The organism is Parasphingomonas frigoris (assembly GCF_036663815.1).
GTDB lineage: Bacteria > Pseudomonadota > Alphaproteobacteria > Sphingomonadales > Sphingomonadaceae > Sphingomonas.
In genome coordinates, this window is the sequence record NZ_JAXOJQ010000010.1 from 15,704 (window position 1) to 30,478 (window position 14,775).

The following is a 14,775-nucleotide window of genomic DNA, read 5'->3' on the forward strand; positions in this document are numbered from 1 at the left end:
CCCGAAAATGACATCTGAGTTGAGCAGGCCGCACCCAGCCGCCCACGGAGGAGAACAGACATGTCCCGCATCGCCATCCCCACTCGCGAAGCTTCCCCCGGCAAGTCGCAGCCGCTGCTCGATGCGGTCGAAAAGCAATTCGGCGTGGTGCCCAACCTTTTCCGTCTCGTCGGCAGCAGTCCCGCTGCGCTCGAGGGGTATCTGGGGCTTAACGCCGCACTCGGCCGGACGCTCGATGCGAAAACCCGCGAACGCATTGCGCTTGCGATCGCGCAAGCCAATGGCTGCGATTACTGCCTGTCGGCGCACAGCTATTTCGGGCTGACGGTCGCCAAGATCGACGACGCCGAGATCGCGCTGAACCGCGCCGGTCATTCAGGCGACGCCAAGGCCGATGCCGCGGTCGTCTTCGCCCGCAAGGTCCTCGAAGCGCGCGGCCGGGTCAGCGACGCCGATCTGTCCGAAGTGCGTCTGGCGGGCTTCAGCGAGCCGCAGGTGATCGAGATTGTCGCATCGGTCGCGCTCAACGTGCTGACCAACTATATAAACAATGTTGCCGAAACCGACGTCGACTTCCCCGTGGTCCGGGCGGCCGAGGCCGCCTGACGTTCCGAAATCGGCGGTATCTGTTCGATGCGCCTGCCGAGGCCCCCTCTTCTCGGAACCGGAGATTGATCATGGCGAATGCCTTCCTCACCCTTGCGACGACGCCGAGCGTGCTCGCGGCACAGGTCGCGAATGGCAGCGCGGGGCTTTACGATGGCGTCGGCGGACAGCGGCCGTCGGACCGCTTCGGACCCGCCGAAATCCAGTTCATCGCCGCCCGCGACAGCTTCTACATGGCGAGCGTGTCGGAGAGCGGCTGGCCCTATGTGCAGCATCGTGGCGGCCCGGCGGGTTTTCTCAAGGTTCTCGACGAGACCACCCTCGCCTTCGCCGATTTTCGGGGCAATCGCCAATATATCAGCCTTGGCAACGTGGCGGCGAACGATCGCGTCGCGCTCTTCCTGATGGACTATCCGCGTCGTCGCCGGTTGAAACTCTATGCCCGGATCGAGATGCGCGATCTCTCCGCCGATCCCGCGCTGGCGAGCAAGCTTGATCAGCCGACCTATCGTGGCGTGCCGGAACGTCTATTCCTGCTGCACCTCGAAGCGTTCGACTGGAACTGCCCGCAGCATATAACGCCGCGCTTCACCGAGGCCGAGGTCACCGCGGTGTCTGCGCCACTCCATGCCAGACTCGCGGCGCTTGAAGCCGAAAACATCACGCTGCGCACCGCGCTCGCCGAAAAGGACCATCCCGCATGAGCTCCCTCGAAATCCCACGGCCACCGCTGCCGCCCTTCACGCGCGAGACCGCGTTGCTCAAGGTGCGGGCCGCAGAGGATGCTTGGAACAGTCGCGATCCCGAGCGGGTGGCGCTGGCCTACACGATCGACAGCGAGTGGCGAAACCGGGACAGCTTCGTCACGGGGCGGCCCGCCATTATCGCGCTGCTGCGCGCCAAATGGACGCGCGAGGCGGACTATCGCTTGGTCAAGGACCTGTGGGCATTCACCGACGACCGGATCGCGGTGCGGTTTCAGTATGAATGCCGCATCGCTGGTCAGTGGTATCGGTGTTACGGCAACGAGCAGTGGGAGTTTGCCGAAAACGGGCTGATGCGACGCCGTGAGGCGTCGGTGAACGACCTGGCGATCGCGGAACGGGAGCGTCGCTTCCGATGGGACGCCCCCGCACCGCGTCCGCAAGACTATCCCGGCCTGGCAGGCGTTGACGGGTGACCCGAGCTACGCCGAACCTGTGCCCCTATTGCGCCGTATCGAAGCGAGGAGCGCGCGATGAAAGGATCTGCTGGCAAAGTCGCCGTCGTGTTGGTGACGGCCGCAGCATCGCTGTCCGCAGCGCCCGTCGGCACGGTGCAGTCCTACGACGGCTCAGCTCGAGCTCGAGCTCCAGCGGATCGTCCGGGGGTGGTTCCTCCGGCGGTGGAGGTGGTGGCGGTGGTGGCGGCGGTGGTTCGGGTTGGTGAGGACGCTACCTGGGTTTTGGATCGGGAAAGGGCAGGTCTTCGCGCGTGGGCGTGGCCGACCATTCGCCGGCTGTACGGTAGAAATTCGCCTGGGTTTCGGACGATTCCGCACTCATGACGACGGCGAAGGTGCAGGCGACCTCGCCAGCATGAGCGGGCTTGGTCTGGGGCTTGCACGTCCCGGACGGCGCTATGGTTCCGGCGCGCACTGGCGACCGAGCCGGACACAACCGCGGCGCTGCGTGCCACGTCCGATCTGCCCGAAGTGCGCCCCTTTCCCGCGCCGCGCTGAACGGCACGAGCGTCTGGCAGCGTTCACCCGCTAGCGACCCTTTTGAAGCGGATCAGCACCGGCCCTTTATTGTGCCCGAGGACATGATCGCGCAGCGGCTGTCTCCGGACGTGCGCTGGATCGCGGCAGCGTCACCGGCCTAACTCGAACGGTTCGGAGCCCCAGCCGACCCGCAGGATTTGCGAAATCACCGCTGCGTCGGCATCCGCCTGGGAAACGACCAAGTCTATTGATGGGAGTTCGAACGAGACGGCGAAGAGGTATCGGTCGCTACCTCCGGCCCGCTCACGGTGGACGCCAGTCACGCTGCCGTGTCGTTCGGCCTGAGCGGTGCCGGCATCATCTACGCGATGGAGCCGGTCCGTGTCTTTGCCAGCAAGTCGTCAGGGTGGTTGGACAAACTTGAATCCGTCCGCCGCAACGTCCATTTCAACGCGGCATCAACCGGAGGCCCCTGACACCGCCATGACGACGACCACCGAAGCCACCCCCCGCTCGTTCGAGGCCGATGTCGCCAAGCTGCTGCATATGATGGTGCACTCGGTCTATTCGGACAAGGATGTGTTCCTGCGCGAACTGATCTCCAACGCCGCCGATGCGTGCGAGAAACTGCGCTACGAGGGCCTCAGCAACGCGAGCTTGCTCGGCGACGATGGCCAGCCGCGGATCACCGTCACGCTCGATGCCGAGGCGCGCCAGCTGACGATCGAGGACAATGGCATTGGCATGAGCGAAGCCGAACTCGGCGACGCGCTCGGCACGATCGCGCGCTCGGGCACCAAGGCGTTCATCGACCGCATCGCCGGTGCCAAGGAGGCAGAGGGCAGCCAGTTGATCGGCCAGTTCGGCGTCGGCTTCTATTCCGCCTTCATGGTCGCCGACCGGGTCGACGTGATCTCGCACCGCGCCGGCGAGGACAGCGCCTCGCTCTGGTCGTCGGATGGCCAGGGCACCTATACGATCCAGCCGGCCGACGTCACCGATGCCCCTGCCCGCGGCACGCGCGTCCTGCTCCATCTCAAGGACGACGCGACGACCTACACCGACGGCTTCTCCGTCGAGCGGACGATCAAGGCGCAGTCGGGCCATGTCCCCGTGCCGATCTTCCTCAGGGACAAGCCCGACGCCGAGCCCAAGCAGATCGCCGATGGCGCCGCCTTGTGGACCAAGCCCAAGGCCGACATCACGCCCGAAGACTATACCGATTTTTACCGCAGCGTGGCCGGCCAGTTCGACGCGCCCGCGCTGACGCTGCACTACCGCGCCGAAGGCGTGCACGAATATACCGTGCTCGCTTTTATTCCCGAGACCAAGCCGTTCGACCTGTTCGATCCCGATCGCGCCGGGCGGATGAAGCTCTATGTCCGCCGCGTGTTCATCACCGACGAGGCCGAGATCCTGCCGCGCTATCTGCGTTTCGTGCGCGGGCTGGTCGATTCGAGCGACCTGCCGCTCAACGTCTCGCGCGAGATGATCCAGGACAGCCCGGTGCTCGCCGCGATCCAGAAGGGCGTGTCGAACCGCATCCTGGGGGAGTTCGACAAGCTCGCCGCGAACGACACCGAGCGCTACCTCAAGCTGTGGGACACGTTCGGCGCGGTGCTCAAGGAAGGGCTGTACGAGGATTACAGCCGGCGCGAGACGCTGCTCGGCCTGGCGCGCTTCAAGACGACGACCTCGGGCGGCGCATGGCGCTCGCTCAAGGACTATGCCGCCGATCTCAAGGACAATCAGACCGCGGTCTATTATGCGGTCGGGCCCGATCTCGACCGGCTCGCGTCGTCGCCCCAGCTCGAGGGGTTCCGTGCGCGCGGGATCGAGGTGCTGTTGCTGAGCGACCATGTCGACGGCTTCTGGGCCGCTGCGGGCATGGATTTCGACGGCAAGCCGTTCAAGTCGGTGACGCAGGGCCTCGCCGATCTCAGCCTGATCCCGCTGCCCGAGGGGAGCGACCCCGCACCGGTCGCCTCGGAAAGCGTCGATGCCTTCATCGCCTTCGTGAAGACCACGCTGGGGGACGCAGTATCGGACGTGCGCGTGTCCGAGCGGCTGACCGAGAGCGCGGTGTGCCTGGTCGCCCCCGAGCATGGCATGGACCGCCAGCTCGAGAAAATGCTCGCCGGCGCGGGGCGGCTCGATGCCGTCGCCAAGCCGGTGCTCGAGATCAACCCGCGCCACCCGCTGATCGAAAAGCTTGGCGCGGCGAGCGGCGACGAAGCGCTGCGCGAAGATGCCGCGCATCTGTTGTTCGACGAAGCCCGCATTGCCGATGGCGAATTGCCGGTCGACCCGCGCAGCTTCTCCGCGCGGCTGACCCGCGTCCTGGGTCGCGGGCTTGAGTGAGCGGACAGCCGCGAGCGCAGACCAGATGATCGTCTGATACCTTGGTGCCAATGCCGAAGCTCGCTCGCCCGCGGACAGCACCAAGGTATCAAAGCTGGCTGGACGCATGGCCTGACGGTCATGCCCCGAATGCCTCTCCCCTACTTCTGTCAGTCGTTAGGGTTCACGCTTCGACATGGATCGGCCGGCGCCTCTCGCTCGATCGTCGTGGGCAAACGCATCCCGATTGGCCGGGCCGTCTCATTCCCACTCGATCGTGCCGGGCGGCTTGCTCGTATAATCGTAGGTGACGCGGTTGATGCCCTTGACCTCGTTGACGATCCGCGTCGCCACCCGCGGCAGGAAGTCGCCGGGGAACTGGAACGCCTCGGCGGTCATCCCGTCGGTCGAGGTGACCGCGCGCAGTGCCAGCACATTGTCGTACGTGCGCCCGTCGCCCATCACGCCGACGCTGCGCACCGGCAGCAGCACCGCGAACGCCTGCCAGATCGTGTCGTACAGCCCCGCCGCGCGGATCTCCTCGAGATAGATCGCGTCGGCCTTGCGCAGGATGTCGCAGCGTTCCTTGGTCACTTCGCCGGGGATACGGATCGCGAGACCCGGCCCCGGGAACGGATGCCGCCCGACGAACGCCTGCGGCAGACCGAGCTCCATGCCGAGCGCGCGGACTTCGTCCTTGAACAGTTCACGGAGCGGCTCGACGAGCTGCATGTTCATGCGCTCGGGCAGGCCGCCGACATTGTGGTGGCTCTTGATCGTCACCGACGGCCCGCCGGTGAAGCTGACGCTCTCGATCACGTCGGGGTAGAGCGTCCCCTGCGCGAGGAAATCGGCACCGCCGACCTTGCGCGCTTCTTCCTCGAACAGGTCGATGAAGGCGCCGCCAATGAACTTGCGCTTCTTCTCGGGGTCGGTTTGCCCTGCGAGCCCGGCGAGGAAGGTTTCCTCGGCGTTCACATGGACGAGCGGGATATTGTAGCTGTTGCGGAACAGACTGACGACCTGCTCGGCCTCGCCGGTGCGCATCAGGCCGTGGTCGACGAACACGCAGGTCAGCTGCTCGCCGATCGCCTCGTGGATCAACACCGCCGCGACCGCGCTGTCGACGCCGCCCGACAGGCCGCAGATGACGCGGCCAGTGCCGACCTGCGCGCGGATCTCGGCCACCTTGGCGGCGCGGAACTCGGCCATCGTCCAGTCGCCGGTCAGCCCACAGACGTGGCGCGCGAAATTGGCGATCAGCTTGGCGCCGTCGGGCGTGTGCGCGACTTCCATGTGGAACTGCGTCGCATAATATTTGCGCGCGTCGTCGGCGACGACGGCGATCGGCGAACCGGGGCTGACCGCGACCGGACGGAAACCGGGGGCGAGCGCGCTGACCTTGTCGCCATGGCTCATCCACACGGTGTGGTTCTCGCCGGTCTTCCACACGCCGTCGAACAGCACGCACTCGTCGGTCACTTCGATCACGGCATGGCCGAACTCGCCGCTTTCGCCGAGCGTTACGTTGCCGCCGAGCTGCTGCATCAGCACCTGCTGGCCGTAGCAAATCCCCATGATCGGCACGCCGCTGTCGAGGATCGCCTGCGGAATGCGCGGGCTACCTTCGTCGAGCACCGAGGCCGGGCTGCCCGACAGGATCACGCCCTTGGGCGCCATTCGCGCAAAGGCCGCTTCTGCGGTGGTGAAGGGAGCGATCTCGCTGTAGACGCCAGCCTCTCGCACGCGCCGTGCGATCAATTGCGTCACTTGGCTGCCGAAATCGACGATGAGGATGGAGTCGGTCGGATGGGTCATGCCGCCAGATAGCAGAAGAGCGCGGCGGGGGAAGAGCTTTGGGGGCCGAATGCACGACAAGTATATGAAAGCCGCCGCGCGCGCCGGGTTCGAGCCGATGGTCACCGCCGCCGGGCGCGACGGGCGCAAGCTGGCCGGGCTCGCCGGGCTCGCCGCCAAGATCGGCCTGCGCGGGCGCGTCTATTCGCTGGCGATGGAAGCGCGCGCGCACGAGCCCGACGATGTCGAGGTTGCCGCGCGCACGCAGCAGCTGATCGGGCAGAGCGTCCCGCGCTGGCATTTCAACATGCTGCGCGACGAGCCGCGCAACGCCGCCTTCGACGCCGCGATTCGCCGCGCGGTGACGCCGGGCACGCACGTGCTCGACATCGGCGCGGGCAGCGGCCTGCTGTCGATGATGGCGGCACGCGCCGGCGCCGGGCGCGTCGTCGCCTGCGAGGAAAATCCGGCGATCGCCGACATGGCGCGCCAGATCGTCACGACGAATGGCTTTGCCGACCGCGTGCGGGTGGTGACGGGCAATTCGACCGAGCTCGACGTCGAGGCCGATCTCGAGGGGCGGGCCGACGTGATCGTCTCGGAGATCGTGTCGAACAATCTGCTCGCCGAGGGCGTGCTCAAGACGCTCGCGGATGCCGCGACGCGGCTGCTCGCGCCGGGCGGGCAGATGATCCCGGCGGGCGGCGACGTGATGATCGCGCTCGGCACCTGGTCGGCGGCGGAAGACCACCGGATGACGATGGTGTCGGGGTTCGATCTCGGCGGCTTCAACGCGCTGACGCAAGTGCCGCGCAACGTCGCGGTGAGCGATGCGACGCTGGTGCTCAAGAGCGATGCGGCGGCATTGCTGTCGTTCGACTTCACCGGCGCGGCGGCGCGCGAGCCGCACCACGGTTCGGCTACGCTCGTCGCGCAGGGCGGGCCGATCGGCGGGATCGTACAGTGGATCCGGCTGCAGCTCGACGAGGTCGTCGACTATGAGAACCGGCCTGGCCCGGATGCGAAATCGCATTGGGGCGCGCAATATTATCCGTTCGATGAACCGCTGGAGCTGGCGGCGGGCACGGAGCTGCGCGTGGTCGGGGTGCATGACGGGCACCAGTTGCTGGTGTGGCGGGAAGACGCGGGCTCGACAGAGCTCCCCTCCCCTTCAGGGGAGGGGCTGGTGGTGGGGCTGTAACGGGCACCCGCCTTCACCCACCACTTCCCCACCCCAACCCAGTGTCAGGTCGGTCAGGCCCCTAGCCTGACCTGAACCACGCGGGGCGTGGTTCACCTGACACTCCTGAAGGGGAGAGGCTAAGAAGAAGCCTACTCGACCGGCTTCACCTGCAACCCGGTCCACTTCGCCGCAAACGCCCACGCATCCGCGGTCTCCGCGATCACCTTGTCGGTCGGCTTGCCCGAACCATGCCCCGCACGCGTCTCGATCCGCACCAGCCGCGGCTTCGGCCCGAGATCGGCCGCCTGCAGCGCGGCGGTATATTTGAAGGTATGCCCCGGCACGACGCGATCGTCGGTGTCCGCCGTCTCGGCAAGGATCGCCGGATACGGCTTGCCCGGCCGGATATTGTGGTACGGCGAATACGCATAGAGGGTCTTGAAATCGGCTTCCTTCGACGGATAGCCATAATCGTCGACCCAATAGCGCCCCGCGGTAAAGCGGTCGAAGCGCAGCATGTCCATCACGCCCACCGCCGGCAGTGCCGCCGCGAACAGATCGGGCCGCTGGTTGGTCACCGCACCGACCAGCAAGCCACCGTTCGATCCGCCCTGGATGACCAACTGGTCCGCCCCGGTGATGTGCTGCGCCTTCAGATACTCGCCCGCCGCGATGAAATCGTCGAACACGTTCTGCTTGTTGGCGAGCCGGCCGCCGTCATGCCACGGCTTGCCATATTCGCCGCCGCCGCGGATGTTGGCGACCGCGAACACCCCGCCCTGCTCGAGCCACGCGATCCGCGTCGCCGAGAAGGCCGGCGTGACCGAGATGTTGAACCCGCCATAGGCGTAGAGCAAGGTCGGCGCCGGGCCGGTAACGTCCTTGCGCTTGACGATGAACATCGGGACCTTGGTGCCATCCTTCGACGCGTAGAAGCGCTGCTCGACCGCATAGCGCGACGGATCGAACGCGACCTTGGGGGCCGCCCATGGCGTCGCCTTGCCGGTGCTCACATCGTAGCGATAAATCGTCGTCGGCGTGGCGAAGCTGGTGAAGGCGTAGAAGGTCTCGGGATCGTCCTGGTCGCCGCTGAAGCCGCCGACATCGCCGATCCCCGGCAGCGGCACGACGCCATCGGGCTTGCCGTCGAGCGTGTAGCGCCGTACCTCGCTCTTCACGTCGGCGAGATAGGCGAGCAACAGCTTGCCCCCGACGATCGACGCGCCGTCGAGCACGTCCTTGCCCTGTGGCACCACCTCATGCTCGGGCACCTCGGCGGATCGCGCATAGAGGTTCGTCGCAACGATCCGCAGCCGCGGCGCATCCTTGTTGGTAAGCCAGTAGAAGTTGCCGCCGACATTGCCGACGAGCGACCACTGGTTCTGCAACCCCTTGAAGATCGTGCGCGGGGCGGGCTTGGGCGCGGTGAGATCGATCACGGTGATCTCGTAGCGATTGTCGGTGCCCTCATGCGTGGTGACGACGAGCCACCTCCCGTCGTCGGTGACCTGCGCATTGTGGCCCATCTTCGGGCGGTCGGGCGTGGCGTAGATCAGCGGGTCGGCGCTCTGCGGCGTGCCGAGCTTGTGGAAATAGACTTGCTGGTTCTCGTTGAGCGCCTGGAACTTGGCACCCTCGGCAGGGGCTGCAAAGCGCGAATAATAGAAGCCCGACCCGTCCTTCGCCCACGACAGGCTCGAGAACTTCACCCAGTCGATCTGGTCGCTGGTCGCGCCGCTGGCGACGTCGAGCACCTTGACGGTGCGCCAGTCGGTCCCGCCATCCTGCACGGCATAGAGCAACTTGTGGCCGTCTTCCGAGGGCGTCCATTCGGCGAGCGCAGTCGCGCCGTCCTTCGACCAGCCGTTGGGATCGACCAGCACGCGCCCCTCGCCGTCCACACTGTCGCGCACATACAGCACCGCCTGGTTCTGCAGCCCGGCGTTGCGCGTGTAGAAATAGCGGCCGCCCTTCTTCACCGGCACCCCGAAGCGCTCGTAATCGAGCAACTGCTTCAACCGTGCGGCGAAGATGTCGCGCCCGGGCAGCGTCGCCAGATAGGCGTTGGTTACGGCATTCTCGTCGGCGACCCACTTCGCGACCTCGGCATCGGTCCGCACGTCGTTCTCGAGCCAGCGATACGGATCGGCGACCTTGACGCCGAACTGTTCGTCGACTTGCGGGACACGGCGGGTCTCGGGATATTTCATGCTTTGGGCCTGTAGTTGCGCGGGAGCCGCGAGAACGAGAGCGATCAGCGGCAAGGTCAAACGCATGTAGGGCTCCAAAACGAAAAAAGGAGCCGCACCCTACCGAGCGCGACTCCTTTCTCAAACTCTTTGATCCTCCCCATGCTGGAGAGGATCAAGCCTTATGCGGCCTCGTCATACTCGCCGTCGACGATCACCGGGCCCGAATCCTGGCCCTTGGCGCTCACGTCGCGGTCGACGAACTCGATGATCGCCATCGGCGATGCGTCCGACATACGGATGCCGGCCTTGATCACGCGAGTGTAGCCGCCGTTGCGATCAGCATAGCGCGTCGCCAGAACGTCGAACAGCTTGATCAGCTGCGCATCGTCGAGCAGCCGTGCGTGCGCCAGGCGGCGGTTGCTGAGACCACCCTTCTTGCCGAGCGTGACCAGCTTCTCGATGTACGGGCGCAATTCCTTCGCCTTGGCGACGGTGGTGGTGATCTGCTCGTGCTTGATGAGGGCAGCGGACATGTTGCGGAACAACGCGATGCGATGTGCCGAGGTACGCTGCAGTTTACGACCGCCTACGCGATGACGCATGGTGATTTCCTTCGTTCGTTAGGGGGCCGTGTGAGGTACCCCAGACCAGGTGGCCGTTATGGCCGCCACCCATCGCCGTCTTGCTTACCTTAGCCCTCTCCCGCTTGCGGGAGAGGGTTGGGTGAGGATCTTCTTCTACTCAAGCCCGCCGCGGCAAAGCCGCGTCGTCGGACGGGCCCGGAGGCCTGCCGGCCGGGTCGATTTCATCTCCGGCGCAGCGTGCGCCGGTGTGAAATCAGCCCATAATTTCCTGCTCGAGCTTCTTCGCCATCTCTTCGATGTTCTCAGGCGGCCAACCCGGGATTTCCATCCCGAGGCGGAGCCCCATCGAAGACAGCACTTCCTTGATCTCGTTGAGCGACTTGCGGCCGAAGTTCGGCGTCCGCAGCATCTCGGCTTCGGTCTTCTGGACCAGATCGCCGATGTAGATGATGTTGTCGTTCTTGAGGCAGTTGGCGCTGCGCACCGAAAGCTCGAGCTCGTCGACCTTCTTGAGCAGGTAGCGGTTGATCTGCTGCGTGTCGCCCGACACTTCGCCTGCCGAAGCAGCCGGAGCGGCGTGACCGATCGGCGCCGAGCGCGTCACCGACGAATCGTCGAAGTGGACGAACAAAGCGAGCTGGTCCTGCAGGATGCGACCGGCATAGCCGACGGCGTCCTCAGGCGTGATCGTGCCGTCGGTCTCGATCGTCAGCGTGAGCTTGTCATAATCGAGCTCCTGCCCGACGCGGGTGTTCTCGACCTTGTAGCTCACCTGCTTGACCGGCGAATACAGCGCGTCGACCGGGATCAGGCCGATCGGCGCATCGGCCGGACGGTTGGCGACGGCAGCGACATAGCCCTTGCCGACGTCAGCGGTGAATTCCATGTTGAGCGTCGCGCCCTCGTCGAGATGGCACAGCACCAGCTTCGGGTTCATCACTTCGATGTCGCCCGTCACTGCGATGTCGCCAGCCGTGACTGCACCCGGACCGGTTGCCGAGAGCTGGAGCCGCTTGGGGCCCTCGCCCTGCATGCGCAAAGCGATCTGCTTCACGTTGAGCACGATGTCGGTCACGTCTTCGCGAACGCCGGCAAGCGACGAGAATTCGTGCAGCACGTTCTCGATCTTGATCGAGGTGACCGCTGCCCCCTGCAGCGACGACAACAGAACGCGACGCAGTGCGTTGCCGAGCGTCAGGCCGAAACCACGCTCCAGCGGCTCGGCGACGAAGGTTGCCTTGCGCTTGCCATCACCGGACTTCTTTTCGAGGCCGGACGGCTTCTTCAGTTCCTGCCAGTTCTTTGCATTGACGGACATAGGCTATCCCTTGGTTTTGGGCCGGCACTGCGCAATGCCGACCAATTACGAATCTCGGGCGTGCAGCGCGATCAACCGCGCACGCCCGAGAGAAATCAGACGCGACGACGCTTCGAAGGACGCACGCCGTTGTGCGGGATCGAGGTCACGTCGCGGATCGAAGTGATCTGGAAACCGACCGCCTGCAGCGCGCGAAGCGCCGACTCACGGCCCGAACCCGGGCCCTTCACTTCGACTTCGAGCGTACGGACGCCGTGCTCGGCAGCCTTCTTGCCGGCGTCTTCGGCAGCGACCTGTGCTGCGTACGGAGTCGACTTGCGCGAGCCCTTGAAGCCCATTGCGCCGGCCGACGACCACGAGATCGCGTTGCCCTGGGCATCGGTGATCGTGATCATGGTGTTGTTGAAGCTTGCGTTCACATGGGCGACGCCCGAAGTGATGTTCTTGCGCTCGCGCCGCTTAATGCGCTGTGGTTCACGTGCCATTTTGAAATCCTAAATCCTGAACGAGGAGCGAGCCGCGGTCACCCGCGGCTCAAGCTCACTTCTTCTTACCGGCGATCGGCTTAGCCTTGCCCTTGCGGGTGCGCGCATTGGTATGCGTGCGCTGGCCACGAACCGGCAGGCCCTTGCGATGGCGCAGACCACGATAGCAAGCGAGATCCATCAGACGCTTGATGTTCATCGCGACCTGGCGACGCAGATCGCCTTCGACGGTGTAATCAGCGTCGATCGCCTCACGGATGTGGAGCACTTCCTGATCGGTCAGGTCCTGCACACGCGCCGTCATCGGGATGTTCAGCTTGGTGACGATTTCCTTGGCCTTGGTGTTGCCAATGCCGTGAATGTAGGTGAGCGCGATAACGACGCGCTTGTTGGTCGGGATGTTGACCCCGGCGATACGTGCCATGAACTTTTTCTCCTGCTCCACGGGGCTGCATGGCTGCAGACCCCATCTCGACGCGTTGAATACCGTAACGCACGACACCGGCGCACGCAAACAGCGCCGCCGGAGACCGGTGTTTCGGAATAGAGGTTCGGTAAGCCCCGACTCGGTGCGTGTCAAGCGAGCGCGGTGGTGTCGATCGTGATCTGCGGGATCGTGATCGCGGTGACGCGGTCCCCGAAGCTGATCTCGGCGATGACACTATACGCCTCGTCGATTGGCGACGTCATCTGGACGATCCTGCGCCCCGTCACGTCGACGACCCAATATTCGGGAATAGCGCTTCGCGCGTAGAGCTGGGCTTTCTTGCCGAGGTCGAAATCGAGCGAACTCGCGGAAACCTCGACGGCGAGCCGTACCGAGCGCCCCGACACGACATCTTCCGGTTCAACCGTTGCAATCACCAGATCGGGCTCTGGCAGATTGTGTTCGTCCAGCCTGGTCGAGACGGGTGTGTAAACCTTGAGCGCGAGGCCCGAAGCCCGCACCGCGTAGACGAGATCGGCACTGATATCCGCCAGGATGCCCGCGTGCGGTCGATAGATCGCGTTCACGGTGTAGATGTCGCCGTCGATCAACTCGGACTTCGCAAACGCGTCGAGCGCACCGCTTTCCTGAAGCATGATGAAATCCTCCACGCGGAGCGGCAGCTTGCGCGGTTCGATCAGATGCTCCGGGATCAAATTGGCCTGGACATTCATGCCGCAAAGCGACGCTTTTCGCGGGCGATTTACAACGACACCGGCACGACGATCGCCACCACCAGCCCCGGCGCATTGTCGCCCAACTCGAGCCGCCCGCCGTGCAGCCGCGCGACCGCCTCGACCAGCGCCATCCCCAGCCCCGCGCCCGGCAGGCTGCGCGCGCTGTCGAGCCGGCCGAAGCGCCGCAATGCCTGCGCGCGGTCGGCCTCTGCGATCCCCGGCCCCCGGTCCTCGACCTGGAAGCGCGCCTCGTCCTCGCCGATCACCAACCGCAGCGTGATCGCCCTGCCCTGCCCGGCATGGCGCAGCGCATTGTCGATCAGATTGGCGATCGCCTGCGTCAGCAATTCGCGGTGCAGCACCATCCGCGGCGCGCGCGGCGCGATCACCGCCTCAAAGCGCAGCCCCGAATCCTCGATTACCGGCGCGTAGAGCTCGGCAATCTCCTCCATCAACGCGCGCGGATCGACCGGCGCGAGCCGGTCGCGCGGGACCGATTCGGCGCGCGTGATCTCGATCATCGTCGACAGCATTCGCATCACGAGATCGGTCTCGATCAACAGCCCGCCCATCGCCGCCTCGCGCTGCGCCGGATCGGCCTGCAACACCGCCGCCTCGGCCTTGGCGCGCAACCGGGCGAGCGGCGAGCGCAGATCATGTGCGAGTCCATCGGTGACGATGCGCAATTCGGTCATCAGCCGCTCGGTCTTGTCGAGCATCGCGTTGAGCCGCGTCGCGAGCCGGTCGAACGCATCGCCACCATGCGCCGCGTTCGACACCCGCCGCGACAGATCGCCGCTCGCCACCCCTTCGATCACGTCGGCAACCTTGTTGAGCCGCCGCCCGACATAGCGCGTCACCACCAACCCGCCACCAACCCCCAGCGCGAGCGACAACAGCATCGCGGTGACCAACGCCCGCTCGATACCGCGTTGCTCCTGCTCCCAATCGTCGAGCAGCCGGCCATTGACCAAGCGATAGGCGCCGATCTGGCGCACGGTATAGCCCGCCTCGCGGTCGCCCCATGCGCGCACGACGCCGGCCGCGCCCCCCAACGTCCCGATCCGGAAGATGGTCGGCTCGAGCCGGTCGACCCGCGCCACGTCCGCGCCGGTGCCGGCAATGCGCCGTCCGTCGGGACCGAGCACTGCGACGATCTGCGTCAGATCCCCCGCCGAGCGGCTCTCGGCGATCGTCCGGGTCAACACTGCAAGCCCGCCCGACCGATAGACGGCGGCCAGCGCATCCGACTGTTCGATCGTGTCGCGGCGCACCGCGTCGATCGCGTCGTCATGCACCAGTTTCCAGACGAAGGCACCGAGCACGAGGTTCGAAATCAGCGCCAGCGCGATCGACAGCAAGGCGATCCGGGCGGTGACCGAAAGCCGGAACGCGCTCAAGACC

Annotated in this window: 13 protein-coding genes; 5 read left to right on the plus strand and 8 right to left on the minus strand. The window is 65.6% G+C overall.

The annotated features are described in order from the left end of the window. The first annotated feature begins 60 nt into the window (after nt 1–60). From U1872_RS20120 to htpG, 4 genes are all read left to right on the plus strand, one after another. A complete protein-coding gene (locus tag U1872_RS20120; protein WP_332794704.1) occupies nt 61–606 on the plus strand; it encodes a carboxymuconolactone decarboxylase family protein in 546 nt (181 codons plus the stop codon). A gap of 71 nt (nt 607–677) precedes the next feature. Continuing rightward, nucleotides 678–1,310, plus strand: a complete 633-nt coding sequence (locus tag U1872_RS20125; RefSeq protein WP_332794705.1) for a pyridoxamine 5'-phosphate oxidase family protein — start codon at nt 678–680, stop codon at nt 1,308–1,310. After that, a complete protein-coding gene (locus U1872_RS20130; RefSeq protein ID WP_332794706.1) occupies nt 1,307–1,786 on the plus strand; it encodes a nuclear transport factor 2 family protein in 480 nt (159 codons plus the stop codon). The genes U1872_RS20125 and U1872_RS20130 overlap by 4 nt, the downstream gene beginning before the upstream one ends. Nucleotides 1,787–2,791: 1,005 nt before the next feature. Further along, the gene (gene htpG, locus U1872_RS20135) at nt 2,792–4,669 is read left to right on the plus strand and encodes a molecular chaperone HtpG (RefSeq protein WP_332794707.1); all 1,878 of its coding nucleotides are present in this window, start codon (nt 2,792–2,794) and stop codon (nt 4,667–4,669) included. A 240-nt stretch (nt 4,670–4,909) separates the two neighbouring features. Here the strand turns inward: htpG and guaA are convergent, their stop codons facing one another. Next, nucleotides 4,910–6,466 (minus strand): glutamine-hydrolyzing GMP synthase, encoded by a 1,557-nt coding sequence (guaA, locus tag U1872_RS20140; protein WP_332794708.1) that lies wholly within the window; start codon nt 6,464–6,466, stop codon nt 4,910–4,912. A 49-nt stretch (nt 6,467–6,515) separates the two neighbouring features. Between guaA and U1872_RS20145 the strand changes: the two genes are divergently transcribed. Then, nucleotides 6,516–7,646, plus strand: coding sequence for a class I SAM-dependent methyltransferase (locus U1872_RS20145; RefSeq protein WP_332794709.1), 1,131 nt, complete (start codon nt 6,516–6,518; stop codon nt 7,644–7,646). A 131-nt stretch (nt 7,647–7,777) separates the two neighbouring features. Here U1872_RS20145 and U1872_RS20150 read toward each other — a convergent pair whose 3' ends face one another. The 7 genes from U1872_RS20150 to U1872_RS20180 all read right to left on the minus strand — a co-directional run bounded on the left by U1872_RS20150 (nt 7,778) and on the right by U1872_RS20180 (nt 14,771). After that, nucleotides 7,778–9,904, minus strand: a complete 2,127-nt coding sequence (locus U1872_RS20150) for a prolyl oligopeptidase family serine peptidase (protein WP_332794710.1) — start codon at nt 9,902–9,904, stop codon at nt 7,778–7,780. Nucleotides 9,905–9,999: 95 nt separating this feature from the next. After that, on the minus strand, nt 10,000–10,422 hold the full coding sequence (rplQ, locus tag U1872_RS20155) for a 50S ribosomal protein L17 (protein ID WP_332794711.1): 423 nt from the start codon (nt 10,420–10,422) through the stop codon (nt 10,000–10,002). A 235-nt stretch (nt 10,423–10,657) separates the two neighbouring features. Beyond that, a complete protein-coding gene (locus U1872_RS20160; protein WP_332794712.1) occupies nt 10,658–11,722 on the minus strand; it encodes a DNA-directed RNA polymerase subunit alpha in 1,065 nt (354 codons plus the stop codon). Nucleotides 11,723–11,817: 95 nt separating this feature from the next. Then, a complete protein-coding gene (gene rpsK, locus U1872_RS20165) occupies nt 11,818–12,207 on the minus strand; it encodes a 30S ribosomal protein S11 (RefSeq protein ID WP_010164557.1) in 390 nt (129 codons plus the stop codon). A 55-nt stretch (nt 12,208–12,262) separates the two neighbouring features. Beyond that, nucleotides 12,263–12,631: a 30S ribosomal protein S13 gene (rpsM, locus tag U1872_RS20170; protein WP_010185518.1), complete on the minus strand. Its 369-nt coding sequence runs from the start codon at nt 12,629–12,631 to the stop codon at nt 12,263–12,265. A gap of 152 nt (nt 12,632–12,783) precedes the next feature. Further along, complete coding sequence (locus tag U1872_RS20175; RefSeq protein ID WP_332794713.1) at nt 12,784–13,368, minus strand: Uma2 family endonuclease; 585 nt, start codon at nt 13,366–13,368, stop codon at nt 12,784–12,786. 29 nt (nt 13,369–13,397) lie between these two features. Continuing rightward, nucleotides 13,398–14,771 (minus strand): sensor histidine kinase, encoded by a 1,374-nt coding sequence (locus tag U1872_RS20180; protein WP_332794714.1) that lies wholly within the window; start codon nt 14,769–14,771, stop codon nt 13,398–13,400. Between the last annotated feature and the right edge of the window lie 4 nt (nt 14,772–14,775).

Coding starts and splice junctions, on each gene's coding strand:
- U1872_RS20125 (WP_332794705.1), top strand. CDS start 678: ATGGCGAATGCCTTCCTCACCCTTGCGACGACGCCGAGCGTGCTCGCG.
- U1872_RS20160 (WP_332794712.1), bottom strand. CDS start 11,722: ATGTCCGTCAATGCAAAGAACTGGCAGGAACTGAAGAAGCCGTCCGGC.
- U1872_RS20175 (WP_332794713.1), bottom strand. CDS start 13,368: ATGAATGTCCAGGCCAATTTGATCCCGGAGCATCTGATCGAACCGCGC.
- rpsM (WP_010185518.1), bottom strand. CDS start 12,631: ATGGCACGTATCGCCGGGGTCAACATCCCGACCAACAAGCGCGTCGTT.
- U1872_RS20150 (WP_332794710.1), bottom strand. CDS start 9,904: ATGCGTTTGACCTTGCCGCTGATCGCTCTCGTTCTCGCGGCTCCCGCG.
- rpsK (WP_010164557.1), bottom strand. CDS start 12,207: ATGGCACGTGAACCACAGCGCATTAAGCGGCGCGAGCGCAAGAACATC.
- rplQ (WP_332794711.1), bottom strand. CDS start 10,422: ATGCGTCATCGCGTAGGCGGTCGTAAACTGCAGCGTACCTCGGCACAT.
- U1872_RS20145 (WP_332794709.1), top strand. CDS start 6,516: ATGCACGACAAGTATATGAAAGCCGCCGCGCGCGCCGGGTTCGAGCCG.
- U1872_RS20120 (WP_332794704.1), top strand. CDS start 61: ATGTCCCGCATCGCCATCCCCACTCGCGAAGCTTCCCCCGGCAAGTCG.
- U1872_RS20130 (WP_332794706.1), top strand. CDS start 1,307: ATGAGCTCCCTCGAAATCCCACGGCCACCGCTGCCGCCCTTCACGCGC.
- htpG (WP_332794707.1), top strand. CDS start 2,792: ATGACGACGACCACCGAAGCCACCCCCCGCTCGTTCGAGGCCGATGTC.
- guaA (WP_332794708.1), bottom strand. CDS start 6,466: ATGACCCATCCGACCGACTCCATCCTCATCGTCGATTTCGGCAGCCAA.